We start from the raw sequence: 20,367 nt of genomic DNA, 5'->3' as shown, positions 1-20,367 counted from the left end.
CGCATGCCGATCCGCGTCCGAATCCGCTCGATGGTAACAGCCGCCGTTTAATCCCCAGATTCGTCCGATTTTGCGGCAGGCAACCCGGATGTTTCATCGGGATCGCCGGCACGCCGCGCCCGCCCCTGCTGCTTGCGCCGCAGCAGGTTTTCCCGCAGCGTCCTGGCCGCTCGCTCCCGGCGCGCCTCCGCCTGACGGCGCGCTTCCTGTCCGCGCTCACCCTTGCCGGAAAGCTCGGGCTTGCTGTCGCTGTCGTGTCTTTGATCGTCTTTATCCTGCATGACCGCTGAAATACCGCAAATCCGCTCGGTCGGGAAGCATTGCCGCCGTTTCCCCCGACCTGTCCAACGAAATATGAGATTTGCGGCTTGCGCTTCGCAACAAGCTATGGCAATAGGCCCTCGCTCGCGCCGGACAACACCGATCCGCCGCACGATGCTGCTATAGCTCAGGGGTAGAGCACTCCCTTGGTAAGGGAGAGGCCGAGAGTTCAAATCTCTCTAGCAGCACCATTCATTTCCTGAAGTCAGTTTTTCTGGGTGACCAATGAGTGAGCCCGGTATTTGCGCCGTCTCCCCGCGCCCCGATGCGCCGACCAGAAACACCAATGCCAAGGTGGAGGCCGTCCAGCCGGGTGCCCAACGATATCCTGCGTTGACCAAAGCGTCAAAATTGCGTGTCTTGGTAGTAAATGATAAAAGAATACGCGGCAGGAACGAACGCGACTCGCCATCGCCCCTTGACCAAATCGCTGATGACAGCGAGATTTCATGCATCTCTCCGTGGTCGAGCGGCAGTGACGGCAACACTTTCGGCGATAGTTGTGAATTGGCTGACAAGGTGAAATAACATCGAAGTTATCTGAATGCTATGCAATCTCAGGTAGATTAAGCAGGTATTGCTTGGACCGTAGGCAACAGCAGGAGAGGCGAGAATGCGGGACGCTGACAGAACGTTGTCTGCTTCATCTTCGGTGGAACGTTATTCCTTCACGCAAAAAGACGAACTCATCTCGCTTTACGACGAGAGCTTTCATCTGATCGATTGCTCGCCCCGGCACAGCAAAACATATATTATCGACTCTCTGGTCGATGCCACATTGTGGCACGTCTATCCCGGTCTGCTGGCTCCCAAACCTAAAGCGGCTGTGGAATTCGTGCTTGCCAGCGGCGTGCCGCGGAGCGTCGAAATCGCCGACGCAACAACCAGGGATCGTCTCGCACTGCTCATCTTTCGCACGCCCCGCGGCATTGGCGTCGTTGAAGTGGAAGGTGGTGCAACCTATCGCAAGGCATCCAGCGACAGCGACCGCGCGCTTCTCCTTCACCAGGCCACCCATGATGTTCTGACAGGGCTGCCAAACCGGCGCCAATTCAGCGATCAGTTGCGAGGTACCCTGCCCGTGCCAAACGGGGCGAAGCTGGCCCTCATGCAAATCGATCTTGATGATTTCAAACCGATCAACGACACGCTGGGCCACGGCGCCGGCGACGCTGTTCTCAAAATGGCGGCAGAGCGAATAAGAAACGTGCTGGGAGAGCGGGAGGTTGCCTACAGACTGGCAGGTGACGAATTTGCGGTCATCCAGTGGAAAGTCGACCAGCCTGCAGAGGCCGAGCGCTTGGCTGACGCGGTCGTCAAAGCCTTCAAGGAGCCGTTCACAGTCGAGGGCATCAACGTCTTCGTGGGAGCGAGTGTGGGTATTGCCATCGCCCCAGGGGATGGAAACGAGACAGAGCAGTTGATGAAGGCCGCCGATATCGCCCTCTACGCTGCGAAGAAAGATGGGCGCGGTCTCGCGAGGACGTTCAGCCGCGCGATGCTGATCGTCCTGGAGCAACGCGAAATGTTGCGCCGCAGCTTGCGGACAGCGCTGCAAGAGGGCCAATTCTTCGTCGAATACCAGCCGCTCGTCAGGCTGCCCTCTTCAGTTGTCGGCTTCGAGGCGCTGTTGCGGTGGCGTCATCCGATCGTTGGCCTCATCCCGCCGAGCGTATTCATTCCCATGGCCGAGTCCGACGGCCTGATGAGCGAAATAGGACAATGGGTGCTGGAGCAGGCTTGCCGAACAGCGACGACGTGGCCGGCCCACTTCACCGTTGCCGTCAATCTCTCTTCGGCGGAGTTTTTGCGGGAAGGGTTGACGGACCGGGTCGCCCAGACACTCGACGCGGTCGGCCTGCGTGCCGATCGTCTCGAACTCGAAGTGACTGAATCCGTGTTGCTCGAGCGGACGACAGACAATCTGGATGCGCTCAATACGTTGAATGTCCTGGGCGTTCAGATTTCGCTCGACGATTTCGGGACCTATTATTCCTCTTTGAGCTATTTGAAAAACTTCCCGTTCGACACGATCAAGATCGACAAATATTTCATCAAGGATCTCGAGACCGACGAGAAAAGCCAGACGATTGTCCGGTTTGTCATCGCGCTGGCGCATGGTTTGGGAATGCGCGTTACCGCCGAGGGCGTGGAAACGCGAGGTCAAATAAACTGGCTTCAGAAGGAGGGATGCGACCAGTTGCAAGGGTATTTCCTGGGCGTTCCGATGCCTGCGGCAGCGATCGACGAGTTCCTCCGCCAGTCGTCGTTAGCACTTTAGTAGCGGGCTTGTAGCAGGCTGTCGCTTGTGCAAGAGGTCCGAAACTGGAAAAACAGCAGGTGCGGCGTTCACATCTGGCCGCACCTCGAGCGGGTTAGAAATCGGCGTTGAGGTATTGAAGCGCCGTAGCAGAGTTCGACTCGTGGAGAAGGAAACGGCATGCATGTAGCCGAAAGAGAGCCTGAAGCAGACTTCGAGCCCTTGCTTCAGCTTGAGATGGAAATGGGGACCTTTCTTTCGGATTGGCACCATTGCGATCAATTGTCCACCTTCGTGGCGCGGATGATCAGCCTCAACCGGACAGATCCCGTTCGCCATTCGAACTTCTTCTCGTCGGCGCTCAACGAACTCCTGGAGGTCTTGTTTCGCGGTGGCTTTCCCGATGGTCAGATCGGCTGTGCGGTCTATCGGCAAGGTCCGACGGAACGGGTGAAACTGACGTTTCCATGCCCTCCACGCCAGCGGCATTTTCTCAATGAAGCTGTGGCCAAGGCGCGCCGGGGGGACGCACTTGCGCGCTATCTCGATTCCATTTCGACCGACCTGGCACCAACTCGGGATGCCGTTCTCCTGGACCTCACGATCAACTTCGACGCTCTGATTCACCTGGAAGACAGCGCTCCCTCGTCGATAACGCTCGTCGTGGATTTGCCGCTTGAAGGAATTGTGACTTGAGTTCGGTAAATCCTCCCGCTCGCTTCAGCGCAGAGTTTGACGCCAACAGCCAGGAGTTTTCTCTTGCCGGCGTGGTTCGGCCGCGTTCGGCCGACGAGATCGCGACAAGCATATCGACGCTGAAGGAGGCGATCGAAGAGGTGCGCGGCGTCCTCTACATCAATGTGAAACGCCTCATACAGATGAACAACACGGCTTTTCACGCCTTTGTGCGGGTGGTTCTCGATGCCTGCCGGGCGCGGTCGGATCTTCGCTTCGTGATCATCACCTCGAGCGTCGTCGGGTGGACCACACGGATGTTTGCACATCTGAACAAGCTCGACCCGCAAATAACAGTCGAGGTCTACGATTCCAAGTTCTACCCTGGCCAGAACTTCGTGGAAAACACGAGCTTTATTCCGATACTGCGCACGCAAACCAAGATGACGTGGCGCCACGAGCGCGCAATCCTTCCTCGTCACGGCATGCGCCCTGGAATCGTGATGGCGGACATTTGCTGCGGTATCGGTGATTTCGCGGTGCTCGTGCAAAAGGATTTCCAGCCGGCGCGAATTGTGGCGCTCGATCATTCGCGGGCAAGCCTTGCCTATGCGCGCGATGTGGCAGCCGGTTTCGGTATCAGCGGTATCGAATATACCTATGGCGACGCGTCCGAGATGTTGCTCGAGGGCAATCAGTTCGACCTGGTGACCTGCCGCCATTCGCTGCAGATATTCAACCGGCCAGACGTGCTGCTCGGCGAGCTTTACAGGATTTGCAAGCCAGGAGGGCGGGTGTACGTAACCAACGAGAAAAACTCGCATTGCCTCGGCGAGCCTCGATCGCAGAGCATTCAATGGACTTACAACGAGGTCGCGAAACTGTTCAGCCATTTCGAGATGGATGTGGAACTAGGCCCCAAAAGCCGCCGGTACCTCGCCGACGCCGGCTTCGAAGACATCATCGTCGAGTCCTTCATGGTCACCAATCTGGATGGCGACCCGCGGGACTTCGCCGACGTCATCATGGCCTGGGAAGATGTCTATGCCGGCGAAATGGCCGTGAAGCGTGGAGATAGTGCCGAGTTCATCCAGCGCTTCCGCCAGGGTTTCCAGGACCATATCTTCGCTGCCCTCCATCCCAAAGGCTATGCCGGCTGGCCGATCTGGGTGGCGTCGGGACGCAAGCCTCTATGAACGCACCGCTGCACCACACCCCCCGCCTTGGCCTGCGCTCATTCCGCGCCAAGTTCGTCCTTGTCGTTGGCGGCGCCGTGCTGTTCGATCTGCTCGTCAGTGGCGGCCTTGCACTCTGGAACGTCCAGCGGCTCTCCCGCGATGCCACCGCGGAGGTGGGCCAGGGGCTGGAACGGGCCAACCAGGACTACATCCGTTCCTACGCGGAAACGACAGCCGCCCGCGTTAATCTGCTGCTGGCTCAGGTCCATTCCGACGTCGGCACTCTGGCCGGCGTGCTGCAGGCGCAGATCGACCATCCGGCGAGGGAGGCCCAGATCGGGGAAGCGATGGTCCGGGGCGCCCCCGAAGCGGTTAACGTCGTCTATGATGAGAAGGGTCGATGGGCGCAGAATCGACCTGGACCTCTCTCCGTCGTCAGTGTGTGGGGATATCTTCTCGATTCAAATCACAAGCCGCTTCCCAAAGTTGAGGCAGAGATCGAAAACAGCGCAGTCCTCGATCTCGTCGCGCCGAGCCTGCTGGCAAACGGCCAATCGAAGCTGCAGATGTATTATATCGGCCCGAGAGAACGGCCTATCTTCAGGACAGCGCCCTATACGAATCAGGCCCAGACATTCGACAGGCTCTATCCGGGGCACAACGAGGCGGATTTCTGGACCTTCTTCTTCCCGGGGCTTTACGAGTCGTGGCAACAGTGGGCTCAGGATCCAGGCCTGCGCCCGGTAAACAACGACATTACCCAAACGGCACCGTATACGGACGCGATCACCGGCAAGCTCATCGTCAGTTTCTTCCGGCCGCTGTGGACTGGCGACCGCAAGGGGGTGGCGGGTGCGGCCGGCGCCGATATTACCCTCGATCAACTGGCGGAAATCGTTGAGAACGTCAAAGTGGCCGATAATGGTTTCGGCTTCCTGACGATGTCGGACGGCAATGTCGTCGCCATCAATCCGGTGGGAGAGAAGGTGATCGGTCTTCGGTCGTCAAGCGCTGAGAACAGTGAAGGCGTGACCGGTCTCGACCGCTCTCTGCGCAGGAGCGCACAGCCGCAGATCGCGCAATTGCCGTTGGATCAGGACGGCTCGTTGCAACATATCATGCTCGATGAAAACGGCGAGAAGGTACCCTACCTGGTCGTCCTGAAGCAGCTGCAGCCGACAAACCTGTGGGGATCCGGTCCCGTTGGGCGCGAAACCATGTCGCTTGGCATCGTCGTGCCCGAACGCGAAATCTATGCCTCGCTGTTTGCTGCGCAGGCGAAAATCACAGAGGCCACGAACCGAATCCTAGTCTATCAGATCCTGGCGCTGCTCGTATCTCTGCTTTTCGTGATTAGTGCGGTGTTCGCGATATCCAAGCGAATAACCGGCGGCATTAGCGCCCTCGCCGGTGCGGCCAAGCGCATCCAGGTCAAGGATTATTCCGTCCGGGTTGATATACCGACCCGCGACGAGGTCGGCGAGGCCGGCGCCGCTTTCAATCGCATGGCGGAGCAGATCAGTTTTCATACCGAGAATCTTGAACAACTTGTGGAGGACCGAACGCGCGAGATCGAAGAGGCGAACCTACAGATCTCGGCATTGAACACGCAGTTGCGCAGCGAGAATTTGCGCCTCGGGGCGGAACTGGCCGTGGCGCGCCGCATCCAGATGATGGTCCTGCCAAAGGCTGGAGAGCTCCAGGAAATCACGGAGATGGAGATTGCAGCCTACATGCGGCCCGCCGACGAAGTCGGGGGTGACTACTACGACGTTCTTAAGGATGGTGAGCGACTGAAAATCGGCATCGGCGATGTCACCGGGCATGGCCTGGAAAGCGGCGTATTGATGTTGATGGTCCAGTCGGTAGCGCGGGCTCTCCAGGAAGCGGGCGACATGGACCCGTCGCAATTCCTCAATTCCGTAAACCGCGCCATTTACAAGAATATTGTCAGAACCAACACCAACAAGCATCTATCCCTCGCGTTCCTCGACTATGAGAAGGGACGCCTGACGCTTTCCGGCCAGCACGAGGAACTCATCGTGGTTCGGAAGCTGGGCCTGGTGGAGCGGATCGACACCCTTGATCTCGGTTTGCCGATTGGCCTGGAAGCGGATATCTCGGCATTCGTGGCCACTCGGGAAATTGCGTTCGGCCACGGTGATATGATCATTCTTCACACCGACGGCGTTACGGAAGCCGAGAACTGCGACGGCGAGCTTTTTGGTATCGAACGGTTGTGCGAGAGCGCGCGGCAGCGATACGGGCGAAGCGCCGAAGACGTCAAACTGGGAATCATCGAGGACCTGATGGCACATATCGGCACGCATAAGATTCACGACGACATCACACTCGTTGTCATGAAGCACAGGTGAGCGATGACAACCTTATTTGGAATGCCAGACCTTACGATCGACACGGGCGAACATGTCACACGACTTCGGCTGTTCGAAGGACCACTGGACCTCAGCTTCAAACACTGCGCGATCACGGCGGATTTCGTCGCAGAGTTCGTCGCCTTGCGCTACCGCGCATCCCGCAGTCTCTACAGAGAAGTCCGCCACAACGTTGGCTACTTGACCAACGAGTTGATAGAAAATGCCGTGAAATTCCGTATGGGCGGTGAAGTTCTCTTGGAGGCTTCGATCGAGGCAAACACCTTTCGCGCAAAGGTCTCCAATTTCATCGACAAGACAGCGGCCCAGCGGTTCCAACATCTGCTTTCAGAAATAACCACCGGCGATCCCGGAGACCTTCTCATAGAGCGGATCGAAGCGAATGCGATGCATGTGAGCACGACCACTTCAGGGCTTGGACTTCTGACGCTCATGAGCGATTATGGTGCTCACTTTGCGTGGGTTTTTGGTTCCAGGGAACAGGACAACAAAATCCCGCTGGAAACCTATGCGTCTATCACGGTCCCCGACATCTCGAACTGATGGGCACACAACATGGAAATCAAGGACGAAGAATATCGCGTCTGGTCGGAAGACAAGGCAATCTATTTCGATGGGACCATGCGCCTGCATGGCACGGAGGCTTATGCTCCTATTTTTGCCCTGGTCATGAGCGTTCTTGAGGGCGAACCGGATCATGTCATCATAGACCTGACGGGGCTGCAGTTTCTCAATTCCTCCGGAATCAATCTGCTTGCCAAGCTCACCATCGAAGCGCGCAACAGACCGAGTGTCCATCTCACGGTCCGCGGAACGTCCGAGTTTCCGTGGCAGTCAAAGTCTCTGCCAAACCTCAAGAAGCTACATCCCGGGATTGAGCTTACGACGTTTTCGACGCCTTAGGCCGCACGCCTCATTCCGGATAATCCAAAGACGGGAGGCGGTTCAGCGCGGCCAAGGCATTCTTGACATCAACCTCAAATAAGAACATAACATGAACAAAAGAGTGGCTCGGCTCCCGAGAGGTGGTGCCGGCTCGACGTGATGGCAGATTTGTGCGGCAGATTTTTGAGGTCAGTGATGCGCCATATCGATGAGATTACCGAGCGGACACAAGCGGTACTCGCTCAATCACGAGCCTTCAGGGAGCGCTCACGGGCGATGCGGGAAGAGCACAAGGCACTGATCGAGCGCGCTTCGATCAAATCCGGCCAGCTTCATTTCGTCTTTCCGTCGCCGCATGCGGATAGCGCCAAACACTGATGGTGAGGGCGAAAGCGGGCATTTTCCGGCGCAGAGCACACCGACCCAAGGGAGCACCTCGGCGATCGGAACACACGAGGGTCACGTGAAGCTGGCAAGCTTGCCGGTTTGCCCCCACGGCGACGGGGTAGGCATCCCGTTCGATGCGGAGCCGAACTCACCGTTATCCTGGATACCGCCACCCCTTATGCTTGCTGCCTGCGGGATCGCCGACGGTCCGAGCTGCCAGCATCATCGCAGAGGATGACCTGCGCATCAGGCCGACAAAATCGCTGGGCAGCAGCGCCCTGCACGATTGCTTCACCCGGGAAGCAGCATCGCCAATGGAACCAAAATGCTTCCGCCGGACAGATCGCCGAAAAACCATCATAGACACCCCCCAAGGCTAATTTTTTAGCGAAACTATCCCCTAAATTCAGCGTGTTAAGCCAGTCGCACCATGGCAGGAGCGCGTCGCTCCTGCGTCCTATGCCGCGTCAAATGCTGCCGTCTTCACAACGGTTACGAACTGTTTTCATAAGTGTCTGGGAGCGCATGTATGTTCGCGCTACAGGGTTGAAAGCTGAAAAACATGGGGTAAAAGGACACTAATATAGCTGGCTTCGAAGTGACGAGGGATCGATCCGACGGGATCGGTTAGAGAAGTTCCGATTGCTTTTTCGCGTGTCAGGTGCAATCAGCAGGATAACTCCAAAGTTTAGAGCGTTCGATACAATATGACAGTTGAAATCATAGGGCGTGCATGTCTCGCGCCCGGAGCCAATTCGCCGCAGGCACTGTTCCGAATTTTGCGCGAGGGCAAATGCACCGTCACGCGCGTACCGTCGGACCGTTGGGATCTCGCGCGCTTTTGGCATCCGGTTATCGGCAACCCGGGCAAGACCTATTCCTTTGCGGCCGGTGTGCTTGACAGCATCTATGATTTCGATCCGGCTGTCTTCGGCATGTCGCAGCGCGAAGCCATGTATATGGATCCGCAGCAGCGCGTCCTGTTGCAACTCGCCTGGCGCGCTCTCGAAGACGCCAATATCGCGATGACGTCGCTGCATGGCGAGAATGTCGGCGTCTACATCGGTGCGTCCAGCCTCGACCATGCCAACCTGACCGTCGAGGATCCGGCCGCAGCCGGGCCTTATTTCATGACCGGAAACACGCTTTCGATCGTTTCCAATCGTATTTCCCATATCTTCGGTCTCAGCGGCCCGAGCATGACGGTCGATACCGCCTGCTCCTCCTCGCTGGTCGCGCTAGACCAGGCGATGCGGGCGCTGAATGCCGGTGAAATCGACACGGCGATCGTCGGCGGTGTTAACATTCTGGCCCACCCGCTACCGTTCGTCGGCTTTGCCCAGGCGCGCATGCTGTCGCCCGAGGGCCTTTGCCGCGCCTATGACAATGACGGCGCCGGTTATGTGCGCGCCGAAGGTGGTGTCGTCTTCATCCTGCGCCGCTCGGACAGAACGCGTCAGGAAAAGGACCGCAGCTACGCCAAGATCGTTGCCACCGGCGTGAACTCCGCCGGCCGTACCAATGGTATCTCGCTGCCATCGCGCGAAGCCCAGGCCAACCTGCTGCGGTCGATCTACGAGGGCAACAATATCGATGCCAATCAGGTCGCCTTCGTCGAAGGCCATGGCACCGGCACCAAGGTGGGCGATCCGGCCGAAGTCTGGTCGATCGGTACCGTCATTGGCGCCAATCGCCGTGCGCCGGTTCCGATCGGCTCGATCAAGTCGAATATCGGCCACACCGAGCCAGCCTCCGGCCTGTTCGGCATGCTCAAGGCGATGATGGCGCTGGAGAACAACTATCTGCCCGCCTCGCTGCATTTCGAGACGCCGAACGACAACATCGACTTCGACGGGCTGAACGTTCGCGTCACTGCGAACCCGATCGAACTGCTGCGCGGCAAGCGCGCGCGCCTCGCCGGCATCAATTCCTTCGGTTTCGGCGGCGCCAATGCCCATGTCGTCATCAGCGACCCGGATCCCGTCCAGGACGAGCGCAACCGCAACAACGCCACCGGCCATGTGTTCATGGCTAGCGCCCACACCGTCAACAGCCTCGAAGAGCTGTTGAAATCCTACAAGTCGACCTTCGCCAAGGCTTCACCGGAAGAAGTTCGCTCCATTGTCGCCGCCTCCGGCGCCAATCGCACCCAGATGCGCTATCGTTTTGCCGCGCGTAGCGATCATCCGGAAGACATTGTCCGCGCCATCGCCAGCCACCTCGAAAAGCCCGCATCCGACATAGGCGAAGCCGGCGAAGCCGTGACGAAGGATGCGAAGGTTGCCTTCGTCTTCTCCGGAAACGGTTCGCAATGGGCCGGCATGGGCGTCGAAGCGTTCCGCGAAAATCTGCATTTCCGTCAGTGCTTCACCTCCGTCAGCGCGCTTTTCAAGTTCCATTCGGACACCGTGCTGACCGATCTGCTCACCGATCCCGATCTCGACAAGAAGCTCGCCGACACCAAGGTTGCACAGCCGCTACTGTTCGCCGTTCAGGCGGCTCTGTCGGATTCGCTGGTTGCCATGGGCATCAAGCCGACGGCGGTTTTCGGCCATTCGGTCGGCGAAATCGCCGCAGCCTATGCCGCCGGCGCCCTTTCGCTCGTCGATGCGGTTGCGATCGTCGCCAAGCGTTCGCTGCACCAGGATCTGCTTGCCGGTCAGGGCACCATGGCCGCCGTCATGCTTGGTGAAGAGGGGGCAAGCGCCTTCGCCAAGGCACGCGGCCTTGAGCACGTGTGCGTCGCCGCGGTCAACGCCCATAATTCGGTGACCATTTCCGGTCCTGCGCACGAAGTCTCCGCCTTCCGCGACGCGGCGCGCAAAGCCAAGATCCCGGTCCAGATTCTTGACATCAACTATCCGTTCCACCACCCGATCATCGATCAGGCAAAGAAGGCGTTCCTCTCAGATATTCCGGACATCGCGCCGCGCAAATCGGAACTCGCCTTTCTCTCCACGGTCACCGGCGACCGGCTGGATGGCACGCAACTAGACCCCGATTACTGGTGGAAAAACGTCCGAGAACCGGTCCGTTTCCAGGCGGCAACGGAAGCTGCGATCGAACTCGGCTGCAGCCTGTTCATCGAAATCTCGCCCCGCCCGATCCTGTCGTCCTATCTGAAGGAAACGGTCAAGCAGTCCTCCGCGCCGGGCATGGTCGTGCCGACCCTGCTGCGCGATGCTGGTGAAAAGGGCCGGGATCCGATCTCGCGCGCCATGGCGCGCGCCATCGCTCACGGTGCAGCCTTCGATGAAACCCGCCTGTTCGGCAAGCGCAACGCTTTCGTCCGCCTGCCGAACCTCCCCTTCGAGCCGACGGAACTTCGTCCGGCGACCACCACCGATTCAACCGATCTGTTCGGTCGCGGCTCCAAGACGCCCTACACGCTGGCTGGCTGGCGCGCCGATCCGAACGGCGGAAGCTGGAAGAACCATATCGACGCGCATCTGTTTCCGGATCTTGCCGAGCATGTCGTTGACGGCAAGGCCATCCTGCCGGGGAGCGGCTTCATCGAAATCGCCGTCTCCGCCGCGCAACAGTATTACGGCACGCCGAACGTCGACATCACCAATCTGGAAATCGTGCGGCCGCTCGAGCTTACCGACAACCGGATGATGGAATTGTCGACCATCCTCTCGCCAGAGACCGGGGATATCGAGATTCGCTCGCGCGAGCGGCTGTCGGAGGACGATTGGGCCGTGCACGCCGTGGCGCGTAGCCGCAAGCCCATTCCGTCTGATGAGCCCGCCGCCGCAAGCCGGTTCGCCGGCCTGGAGAAAACGGCGACCGTAACGCCTGCCAAGGCCTATGAAACCGCACGCCAGTTCGGCCTCGACTACGGTCCGCGGTTCCAACTGATGGCGCGTGCCGTCTCCTATGGCGACCGGTTCATCGATGTCGAGTTGAGGGACCCGGAAGAGGCGGGCCATCCGTTCGTTTCCTACAGCCTGAACCCGATCTCCGTCGATGCGACTTTCCATGGGCTGGTGGCGCTTTTCGACCGGTTCACCGGCGAAGCCGGCGGTGCGCCCTATATCCCGGTGCGTTTCGGGTCGGTGCGTGTGACCAATTCGGGCACGATGGTCAAGCGGGCTCTGGTCGAGATCGAACGCATCAGCGCCAATTCGATCAAGGCGAAATTCCGCTTCTTCGGCAAGGGCGGCGAACTCATCGCCGCTTTCGACGATTGCCGGTTCCGCCGGACCTATCTGCGCCAGCACAAGACGTTGGACATGCTGTCCTTTCACTACGAGGCAGTGCCCTCGGACCGCGCCGTGCCGCTGGCGGCAACGCCGCGTAGCGCCCTGTCTCTTCCGTTGATTGCCGGTGCGGAAGGCGCTGGCATCGACAACACGACCTTGCTATTCAACGCGGCGATCTATCGCGCCTGCCATGAAATAGCGCTTAAGCTCGGCAAGGGAACCGGCCTGATCGACACACGGTCGCTGCCCGGCGATTTCGCCTTTCGGTGCTTCCTCGCCAACTGTCTCTATGTTCTGGAAGACGCAGGCTTGTGCGAACACAAGGGCGGCAGTTGGAAGATCGCGCCTGAATTCTCGCTGCCCCCGGTCGGCGACATCCTGAAGGAACTTTACGGCGAACGCTCGGAACGCGCCGTCGAAGCCGTTTTGATCAACAATGCCTATGCCGAAGCATTGGACCGCATCGACAGCCTATTTACCTCCGAAATATCGGCCAACGAGGCCAATGTTGCGGCCAAACCGCAAGGTTTCATCAGCGATGCGACGCTCGACCATCAGACGGTTCACTCCGAATCGACGCGTCAAAAAATGGCTCTGGTCTTGTCCGCAGTCGAAAAAGCGCTCGCAGACGGCAAGGGTGACCTGCGGATCGTCGAGGCCGGTACGGTATCCACCGGCTTTACCCGCCGTCTCGCCACGCTGGTTTCCAAGTACAACGCCTCGCTGCTCGTGGTCGAGCCGCGCGAAAATGCGCAGCGGAATCTCGAAATCGCATTCGAGGAAGACGCGCATGTGCGCGTCCTGAAGAAGGACGCTTTCGCGGCGCTTCCGGCCTTCGATCTCGTCGTCAGCGCATCCGACACGATTTTCACGCTGGTCGATGAAGATGTTGCCATTCGCAACGCGATGCGTGTCTGCCTCCAGGAAAACGGTGCCCTCATCGCCGCAACCAGCGCACCGACAGTCTTCAGCGACTTTGCTTTCGGATTGATCGACGGCTGGTTCGCCCGCACCCAGACGGTGGAATTCCCGATCGGCAGGCTTCCCACCGCGACGCAATGGCAGAAATGTCTGGGCGATCTCGGACTGCGCAACATCTCTGTTCAAGACCATGAATTGTCGCATGGCAATATCACCGTGGTCGAAGCGCAAGGCGGCCAGTTTACTGACAGCGCGCCAGCGGCTCAGGCATCGGTCACGGAGGTCGCGAGCCCCGTGCTCGTGCTTCACGAAGGCAGTGTTTCAAGCCTTCACAGCATCCTGCCCACGGGCAAGGATGCGATCGAGGCTCCCCTCGTGCCGGTTCAACTGACCGGTGATCTCGATGCCGACAAGGATAAAATCGCAGAGGCGATCGAGGGGCTCAACGACAAGCCGGTGCGCGCCGTATACCTGTCGTCGGCAACGTCCGGTGGTCGGAGCCAGGATTCCGCAGTGCTGCAAAATCGGGTGCTGTCGCTGAGTGCCTTTGCCGAGGCACTGCGCCAGTATCATTCCAACGCCGAGCCGACCGCCGGACATCGTCCGCGCCTGCTCATCGCAGCTCCCGGCGGGTCGCCGGTAGCTGCGGCGTCTCGCGTCCAGGATGAGCCCGGCTCGAGCATCAACAGCGGCCTGTGGGCATTCGCCCGCGTGTTGCAGAACGAATATGATTTTCTCGATATCCATTCGCTCGACTTCACCGGCGCCAAGGCAGGTGCCGGCAATCAGCTGGCCACGGCAATCGCGATGCTGGCGGATGCAAGCGCCAACCGCGAATGGCTGCTCGACGGAACGACCGGAACTCTTTCGGAAATCCGCGCCGTTCCCGGCCCGGTCGACCGGAGTCTGCGCAAGACCAGCGCGTTCAAGGCGGCGACCATCCGCCAGCGTGTCAGCTCGCAGGTCGGCAGCATCGCCTGGGAAGAATGCGACATCCCGCAAGCGGGTCCCGGCGATGTCGTCGTTGAGGTAGCCGCCACCGGCTTGAATTTCCGCGACGTCATGTGGGCCATGGGCCTTCTGCCGGAAGAGGCGCTCGAAGACGGTTTTGCCGGTGCGACCATCGGCATGGAACTGTCCGGCCATGTCGTCGCCATCGGCAGCGGCGTGACCGACCTCTCGGTCGGCGACGCCGTAATGGCGATCGCGCCGGCGGCGTTCTCCACCCATGCGGTCGTTTCGCGGTCGGGGGTTGCAAAGCTGCCGGAAACGGTCAGCCCTGTAGCCGCCGCGACAGTGCCTGTCGCCTTCCTCACCGCCTATTATGCGATGGTGGAACTTGGCCGTATCCGCGCCGGCGAAACAATCCTCATCCACGGCGCTGCCGGCGGTGTCGGCCTGGCCGCCTTGCAGGTTGCAAAGCTCGCCGGTGCCAAGGTCATCGCAACGGCAGGAACGCGCGAGAAGCGCCGTTTCCTGAAGATGCTCGGCGCTGATCACGTCTTCGATTCCCGCTCACTCGCCTTTGTCAACGACATCCGTGGCGTGACCGGCGGTGAGGGTGTGGACCTCGTCCTGAACTCACTGTTCTCCGAAGCGATGGAACAGAGCCTGTCGCTGGTAAAGCCGTTCGGCCGGTTCCTCGAACTCGGCAAGCGCGATTACTACGCCGACAGCAAGATCGGGCTCAGACCCTTCCGCCGTAACATCAGCTATTTCGGCATCGACGCCGACCAGTTGCTGGTCAACGCGCCGGATCTGACGAAACGCATCTTCACCGAAATCGGAGCGCTTTTCGAAGAGGGCAAGCTCGTGCCCCTGCCCTACCGCGCCTTCGGTTTCGACGAGATCGGCAACGCCTTCCGCCTGATGCAGAACGCCGGCCATATCGGCAAGATCGTCGTCCTGCCCCCCGTAGCAGGACGCGACGAGATCGCCAACCGGTCGGCTCGCCGCATGTCGGTCGACAGCCAAGGTGTTCATCTGGTCGTCGGTGGCATCGGCGGCTTCGGTCTTGCCGCCGCAAACTGGCTGGTGGACAAGGGCGCGCGCAATATCGCGCTCGCCACGCGCCGCGGCGTTGCGGATATCGAAACGCTTGAAGCGATCAAGCGCTGGGAGAACAAGGGCGTTTCGGCGACCGTTCACGCCTGCGACGTCACCGAAGAGGCAGCCGCCGACGAACTGCTCAAGACGCTGCGGCAGATCGGCCCCCTAAAGACCGTCGTTCACGCGGCGATGGTGCTGGATGACGCGCTGATCAACAATCTCAGCCGGGAACGTAACCGCCCGGTCATCGACGTGAAGGTCAAGGGCGCCGCAGTTCTCGACAAGCTGACGCGCGCCGATAGGCTTGAACATTTCATCCTGTTCTCGTCGGCTACGACGTTGGTCGGCAATCCCGGGCAGGCCAATTACGTGGCTGCCAACGGCTATCTCGAAGGCCTGGCTCGCGCGCGTCGGCTTGAAGGCCTGCCGGGCTTGGCCATCGGCTTCGGTGCGATCGCCGACAAGGGCTATCTGGCGCAGAACACTGACGTCAACGATCTCCTGTCCAAGCGCATCGGCAAGACGGCGTTGAAGGCGCAGGCCGCACTCGACCAGGTCGAGAGCTACATCCGCTCTGATCCGGGCACGGTCGATGCGGCTGTCGCCATGATCTCGGAGCTCGATTGGGCGGCCGCGCGCAACCTGCCGGTCGTTCGCAATACCCTGTTCGAAGTCATCCTGCGCACAGCCGACCAGCATTCTGCTGGGGGCGACGGCCAGACGATGGATCTCGTCGCGATGATCGAAGGCAAATCGCCGCAGGAAGCCGAAGACATCCTTTATGATCTGGTGGCTGGCGAAATCGCTGCTATCCTTCGCGTCTCGAAGGATACGATCTCCCGGTCCAAGGTCCTCAAGGAAATCGGCCTCGACAGTCTGATGGCCGTGGAACTCGGCATCAGCTTCCAGCAGAACACCGGCTTCGACATGCCGCTGAGCGGTGTGGCCGATAACACGACCGTCGGCGACGTCGCGCGCAAGCTCTATGACAAGGTCAGCAAGCGCGATCACGGCGGCGAAGACGATAGCGAGCCGGTAGACAACAAGATCGTCAGCGATCTCGCGCAACGCCACACCGGCAACGGTACCGGCACTGGCACGGAGAAGGCAGCGAGCCAATGAGCAAGGACGAGGAACGTCACAGCGTTTCGAAGATGAGCAGCAGCCTGAAGGAAAATCTGCTGGACCGGATGCGCAACACGCACCAGTCTTCGGAAAAAAACCGCATGGCTCGCTCGGAGCGCGACATTCCTCCGCCGGTTCGGCGCAAGCAGACCAGATTCGAGGACCTGCCGGAATACAAGCAGGTCCTGACGCAGAAGGCTGCGAGCGAACAGCTCGGCATCGCCAACCCGTTCTACCGGGCGCATCAGACGGCAGCGGGAGCGACGACGGTGATTGACGGCCGCAAGCTGATCAACTTCGCCTCTTACGACTATCTCGGCCTCAACCGGCATCCCCACGTGCTGTCGCAGGCGCGCGACACGATCAATGCCTTCGGCATCTCCGCATCGGCGAGCCGGCTGGTGGCAGGCGAGCGTCCGGCCCACGCCGAACTGGAGGAGCGCATCGCCGCCTTCTACGGCGTGGAGGCATCGGTCTGCTTCGTCAGCGGCTACCTCACCAATGTCGCGGCGATCAGCTGCCTGATGGGCCCGAATGACCTCGTGGTCCATGACGAGTTCATCCACAACAGCGCGCTTGCCGGCATCAAACTGTCGGGCGCCACCCGACGGCTGTTCAAGCACAATGATGCCAGCGACCTCGAACATGTGCTGCGCACCGTCGCGGGTGACTATCGCCACATCCTGGTGATCGTCGAAGGCATCTACTCGATGGACGGCGACATCGCCAATCTGCCGGCGATCATGAAGCTGAAGGCGGAATACGGTTTCTGGCTGATGGTCGACGAAGCCCATTCGCTCGGCATTCTCGGCCGCCGCGGCCGCGGCACGTTTGAACATTTCGGTATCGACCCCCGCGAAGTCGATATCTGGATGGGCACGCTTTCCAAGACGACATCGAGCTGCGGCGGCTATATCGCCGGAAGTGCAGCGCTCGCTGCCGTTCTCAAGGCGAGCGCCGGCGGCTTCGTCTACAGCGTCGGGCTTGCTCCCGTCCTGACCGCCTCCGCGATCGCAAGTCTCGACATTCTGGAAAGCGAGCCAGAACGTGCGGCCGCATTGAAACGCAACGGCGCGCTGTTCCTGAAGCTCGCGCAGGAAGCCGGTCTCGATACCGGCCTCAGCGGCGGCTTTTCCGTCGTACCGGTTCTCGTTGGTGATTCGTTGCGCGCCGTGCAGCTTTCCAACGATCTCCACGCCGCCGGCGTCAACGCGCTGCCGATCATTCACCCGGCCGTACCGGAAGGCATGGCGCGCCTGCGCTTCTTCATCACCAGCGAACATACCGAGGAGCAGATTCGCCAAACGGTGACACTGACGGCGGAGAAGCTGAAGGATCTCACCGAGCGGAATTTCGGCCTCGCGTCGATCGATATCCAGCAGATGATGAAGATGCTCGCCTCACGCTGAGCTGGCGAAACGAAAAACAACTACCGAAATTTTCCCGAGCCGGTCTTGCAGCATGACTCATGTGATCATTACAGGCGGTTCCAGCGGGATTGGCCTCACTCTCGCTCGGATCTACGCGTCCAGAGGTGCGCGCATATCCCTTCTCGCACGCACGATATCGGCACTGGAAGCGGCACAAGCCGAACTCAGCAAGAGCGGCAATGCCGACGCAATCCGCATCGAAAGCGCTGATGTCGCCGACGAAGGCCAGACCGCAGCTGCAATCGCCCGCTGCGAAGAAGCGTTTGGCCCCTGCGATATCCTCATCGCCTGCGCCGGCATCGTTGAACCGGGGCTGTTTGACGTGGTTTCGACGGCTGCCTTCGAACGCCAGATCCGGACCAACCTGTTCGGCAGCATCCATGCGGTGCGCTCGGTCTATGCCGGCATGAAGCAGCGCCGCACCGGCAGGATCATGCTGGTCTCCTCAGGCGCCGGCCTGATCGGCATCTATGGTTATTCCGGCTATTCCGCCTCGAAATTCGCCCTGCATGGCTTTGCAGAGGCTCTTCGTTCGGAAGCCCGTCCACACGGCGTGAAAATCTCCGTCTGTTTTCCGCCGGATACGGAAACGCCGCAGTTCGCCCGCGAATTGGAGCACCGCCCGCTTGAGGCGGCGGTGATCATGGGGCGTGTTGCTCCATGGACAGCGGATGCGGTGGCGCGTAGCATCGCACGCGCCATCGACAAAGGCCGTTTCGAGGTATTCTTCGGCTGGACGCTCTTGGCCCTCGGCCGCTTCGGCTCGACGGTGAAGCCCTTCCTCAACTGGTGGTTCGACCGCGCCATCCTGCGTATCAGCCGCCGCCAGTGAACAGGGCCGAGCCTGCTTGTGTATGGCGGAAATAGGATTTAAGTGTCGGTTGTCGCAGCGGGGTAAGCCTGCGGCGAGCAATAGATCGTGAAGGTATCCGTTTGGCGTCGACGTCGTTCCATATGCATGACTACCCGCTGACGCTGACCGTTTTCTGCTACGCCCTCTCTTGCGTGGTCATCCTGTTCACCGACAGATTTGCGCTTCCCAAACGCCAGCGCAAGAAGAACCGCCCGCTCTTCAGCCGCAGGCGTGCGGCAATGGATGTCCTCGCGCGGCTTCCAATCATTGCCCTGGTCTTTGCCGGGTTCTTTGCGATTTCCTGGCGCCCACTTTATGCCGGCGCCGGAACCATGAGCTTCTTCGTCATCTTCACAGGCATTTCGCGTGCGAAGTTCAAATTCATTCGCGAGCCCCTGGTCTTTTCCGACATCGCGCTGGTCGCCGACGTCTTCAAATACAAGTCGATCTTCTATGCGAACTCGCTGAACATCGTGTTCTGGACGGTCGCCTTCCTCTATGTGTTCGGCGTCTCTGGACTCTATATGTATTTCGAGCCGAGCCTTCTGCCGTCGAACGGCAAGCTCTTCTGGATCATCGTCATGATCCTCGTTGCGGATCTGCCGTGGCTCCTCCTGTTCTACGGCCCGGTCAACCGGCCGGTCGCGGACTTTGTTCAGCACCTGGTCGGCAAGCCGAACGTCAAGGTCAGCACCGTCCGCTTCGGCACCTTTGCTTCGGTAGTGTTTCACTTCATCATCTGGCTTGGCCGCCGGCGCGAAAAGATCATTGCAGACCTTTCCGAACGCTTTTTTGCCGCCGTCCAGGACTTGATCGGACATGACGCTGACAACAAGGCGCCGCTCATTGTCGTCTGGCAGTCGGAATCCTTCATCGACATGCGGCACTGCGGCGTCGACCACGTCAAACTGCCGACCATCGACCGCCTGCAGAAGCTCGCCGTGCAATGGGGCCGCCTTTCGACCGTTTTCGAAGGGGGATATACGCTACGAACGGAGTTCGCCGTGCTGAGCGGGCTCGTGCCCGACGATCTTCACATCGATGCCAGCTACCCCTATCTGCGGGCGAGTCACTATACGAACGTCGTCTGGCCGACGAAACTGAAGAATGCCGGCTGGGGCACGCATTTCATGCATCCCTACGACCGGACGTTTTTCCTGCGCCACAAGGCAATGCCGCAGCTTGGCTTCGAGAAGATGACCATGCTCGATGAATTCGATCATGACCCGGCACGGGATGGCCCCTATGTCTCGGACGCGGCACTGACACGCAAAGTCATCAAGGATGTCGAGAAACAGGATGACGCCAAGGGGAGATTTCTCTTCGTCGCCTCAATGGCAAATCACGGACCGTGGGAGCCCAACCGTGTCGAAGGGAAGACCGATCCGGTCGATATCTATCTGGAAATCCTCCAGCAGTCGGACAAGGCGCTCGGCGAGCTGGTGGATCATCTGAATGAGCTTGACCGGCCCGTATGGCTGGTTTTTTACGGCGACCATGCGCCGCTACTCAAATCCTTTGCCGATCCCTTCCGCGATCCTCGCACGGACTATTTCATCGTTCCCCTGGCTGCGGCCCGCAAGCCGCATCACAGCCCCGCACCCTCCCGCGACGAGGAGCCATGGAAGCTACTGGAGGCCATGCTCCGGCACGCCAAGCTCCACAAGGACGAGTTGCAATAG

Annotated in this window: 12 protein-coding genes and 1 tRNA gene; 12 read left to right on the top strand and 1 reads right to left on the bottom strand. The window is 59.9% G+C overall.

The window, feature by feature from the left end; genetic code table 11:
* Positions 1-47: 47 nt before the first annotated feature.
* Positions 48-281, bottom strand: coding sequence for a hypothetical protein (locus A3AY_RS34385; protein WP_018324116.1), 234 nt, complete (start codon positions 279-281; stop codon positions 48-50).
* Positions 282-437: 156 nt separating this feature from the next.
* On the opposite strand from A3AY_RS34385, the gene A3AY_RS0102575 reads away from it, so the two are divergent.
* The 12 genes from A3AY_RS0102575 (at position 438) to A3AY_RS0102520 (ending at position 20,367) form a co-directional block, all read left to right on the top strand.
* Positions 438-512 (top strand) — tRNA-Thr (locus tag A3AY_RS0102575).
* Between the two features lie 422 nt (positions 513-934).
* Positions 935-2,602, top strand: coding sequence for a putative bifunctional diguanylate cyclase/phosphodiesterase (locus A3AY_RS0102570; protein WP_018324115.1), 1,668 nt, complete (start codon positions 935-937; stop codon positions 2,600-2,602).
* A 159-nt stretch (positions 2,603-2,761) separates the two neighbouring features.
* Positions 2,762-3,277, top strand: coding sequence for a hypothetical protein (locus A3AY_RS0102565; protein WP_018324114.1), 516 nt, complete (start codon positions 2,762-2,764; stop codon positions 3,275-3,277).
* Positions 3,274-4,452: a class I SAM-dependent methyltransferase gene (locus A3AY_RS0102560; protein ID WP_018324113.1), complete on the top strand. Its 1,179-nt coding sequence runs from the start codon at positions 3,274-3,276 to the stop codon at positions 4,450-4,452. Before A3AY_RS0102565 ends, A3AY_RS0102560 begins: the two co-directional genes overlap by 4 nt.
* A complete protein-coding gene (locus A3AY_RS0102555; protein WP_018324112.1) occupies positions 4,449-6,809 on the top strand; it encodes a SpoIIE family protein phosphatase in 2,361 nt (786 codons plus the stop codon). Before A3AY_RS0102560 ends, A3AY_RS0102555 begins: the two co-directional genes overlap by 4 nt.
* A 3-nt stretch (positions 6,810-6,812) precedes the next feature.
* Positions 6,813-7,373 carry a slr1658 superfamily regulator gene (locus tag A3AY_RS0102550; protein ID WP_026203039.1) on the top strand — a complete coding sequence of 187 codons (561 nt, stop codon included), beginning with the start codon at positions 6,813-6,815 and terminating at the stop codon, positions 7,371-7,373.
* A 12-nt stretch (positions 7,374-7,385) separates the two neighbouring features.
* Entirely contained in the window at positions 7,386-7,733 is a 348-nt protein-coding gene (locus A3AY_RS0102545) for a slr1659 superfamily regulator (protein WP_018324110.1), read from the top strand.
* Positions 7,734-7,910: 177 nt separating this feature from the next.
* Complete coding sequence (locus A3AY_RS38870; RefSeq protein ID WP_154663239.1) at positions 7,911-8,093, top strand: hypothetical protein; 183 nt, start codon at positions 7,911-7,913, stop codon at positions 8,091-8,093.
* 716 nt (positions 8,094-8,809) lie between these two features.
* On the top strand, positions 8,810-16,399 hold the full coding sequence (locus tag A3AY_RS0102535) for a type I polyketide synthase (RefSeq protein ID WP_018324108.1): 7,590 nt from the start codon (positions 8,810-8,812) through the stop codon (positions 16,397-16,399).
* Entirely contained in the window at positions 16,396-17,811 is a 1,416-nt protein-coding gene (locus A3AY_RS0102530; protein WP_018324107.1) for an aminotransferase class I/II-fold pyridoxal phosphate-dependent enzyme, read from the top strand. Before A3AY_RS0102535 ends, A3AY_RS0102530 begins: the two co-directional genes overlap by 4 nt.
* A gap of 52 nt (positions 17,812-17,863) precedes the next feature.
* Positions 17,864-18,664 (top strand): SDR family oxidoreductase, encoded by an 801-nt coding sequence (locus A3AY_RS0102525; RefSeq protein ID WP_018324106.1) that lies wholly within the window; start codon positions 17,864-17,866, stop codon positions 18,662-18,664.
* Positions 18,665-18,786: 122 nt separating this feature from the next.
* Positions 18,787-20,367, top strand: coding sequence for an LTA synthase family protein (locus A3AY_RS0102520; RefSeq protein ID WP_018324105.1), 1,581 nt, complete (start codon positions 18,787-18,789; stop codon positions 20,365-20,367).

Origin of the sequence: Rhizobium giardinii bv. giardinii H152, from assembly GCF_000379605.1 — a bacterium.
GTDB lineage: Bacteria > Pseudomonadota > Alphaproteobacteria > Rhizobiales > Rhizobiaceae > Pararhizobium > Pararhizobium giardinii.
Note: the sequence above shows the minus strand (reverse complement) of the source record. Positions and strands in the feature narration are given on the sequence as shown.

What these genes read in the sequence shown, in the direction of transcription:
- A3AY_RS38870 (WP_154663239.1), top strand. Translation starts at nt 7,911, where the DNA reads ATGCGCCATATCGATGAGATTACCGAGCGGACACAAGCGGTACTCGCT.
- A3AY_RS34385 (WP_018324116.1), bottom strand. Translation starts at nt 281, where the DNA reads ATGCAGGATAAAGACGATCAAAGACACGACAGCGACAGCAAGCCCGAG.
- A3AY_RS0102550 (WP_026203039.1), top strand. Translation starts at nt 6,813, where the DNA reads ATGACAACCTTATTTGGAATGCCAGACCTTACGATCGACACGGGCGAA.
- A3AY_RS0102565 (WP_018324114.1), top strand. Translation starts at nt 2,762, where the DNA reads ATGCATGTAGCCGAAAGAGAGCCTGAAGCAGACTTCGAGCCCTTGCTT.
- A3AY_RS0102525 (WP_018324106.1), top strand. Translation starts at nt 17,864, where the DNA reads ATGACTCATGTGATCATTACAGGCGGTTCCAGCGGGATTGGCCTCACT.
- A3AY_RS0102535 (WP_018324108.1), top strand. Translation starts at nt 8,810, where the DNA reads ATGACAGTTGAAATCATAGGGCGTGCATGTCTCGCGCCCGGAGCCAAT.
- A3AY_RS0102570 (WP_018324115.1), top strand. Translation starts at nt 935, where the DNA reads ATGCGGGACGCTGACAGAACGTTGTCTGCTTCATCTTCGGTGGAACGT.
- A3AY_RS0102520 (WP_018324105.1), top strand. Translation starts at nt 18,787, where the DNA reads ATGCATGACTACCCGCTGACGCTGACCGTTTTCTGCTACGCCCTCTCT.
- A3AY_RS0102530 (WP_018324107.1), top strand. Translation starts at nt 16,396, where the DNA reads ATGAGCAAGGACGAGGAACGTCACAGCGTTTCGAAGATGAGCAGCAGC.
- A3AY_RS0102555 (WP_018324112.1), top strand. Translation starts at nt 4,449, where the DNA reads ATGAACGCACCGCTGCACCACACCCCCCGCCTTGGCCTGCGCTCATTC.
- A3AY_RS0102545 (WP_018324110.1), top strand. Translation starts at nt 7,386, where the DNA reads ATGGAAATCAAGGACGAAGAATATCGCGTCTGGTCGGAAGACAAGGCA.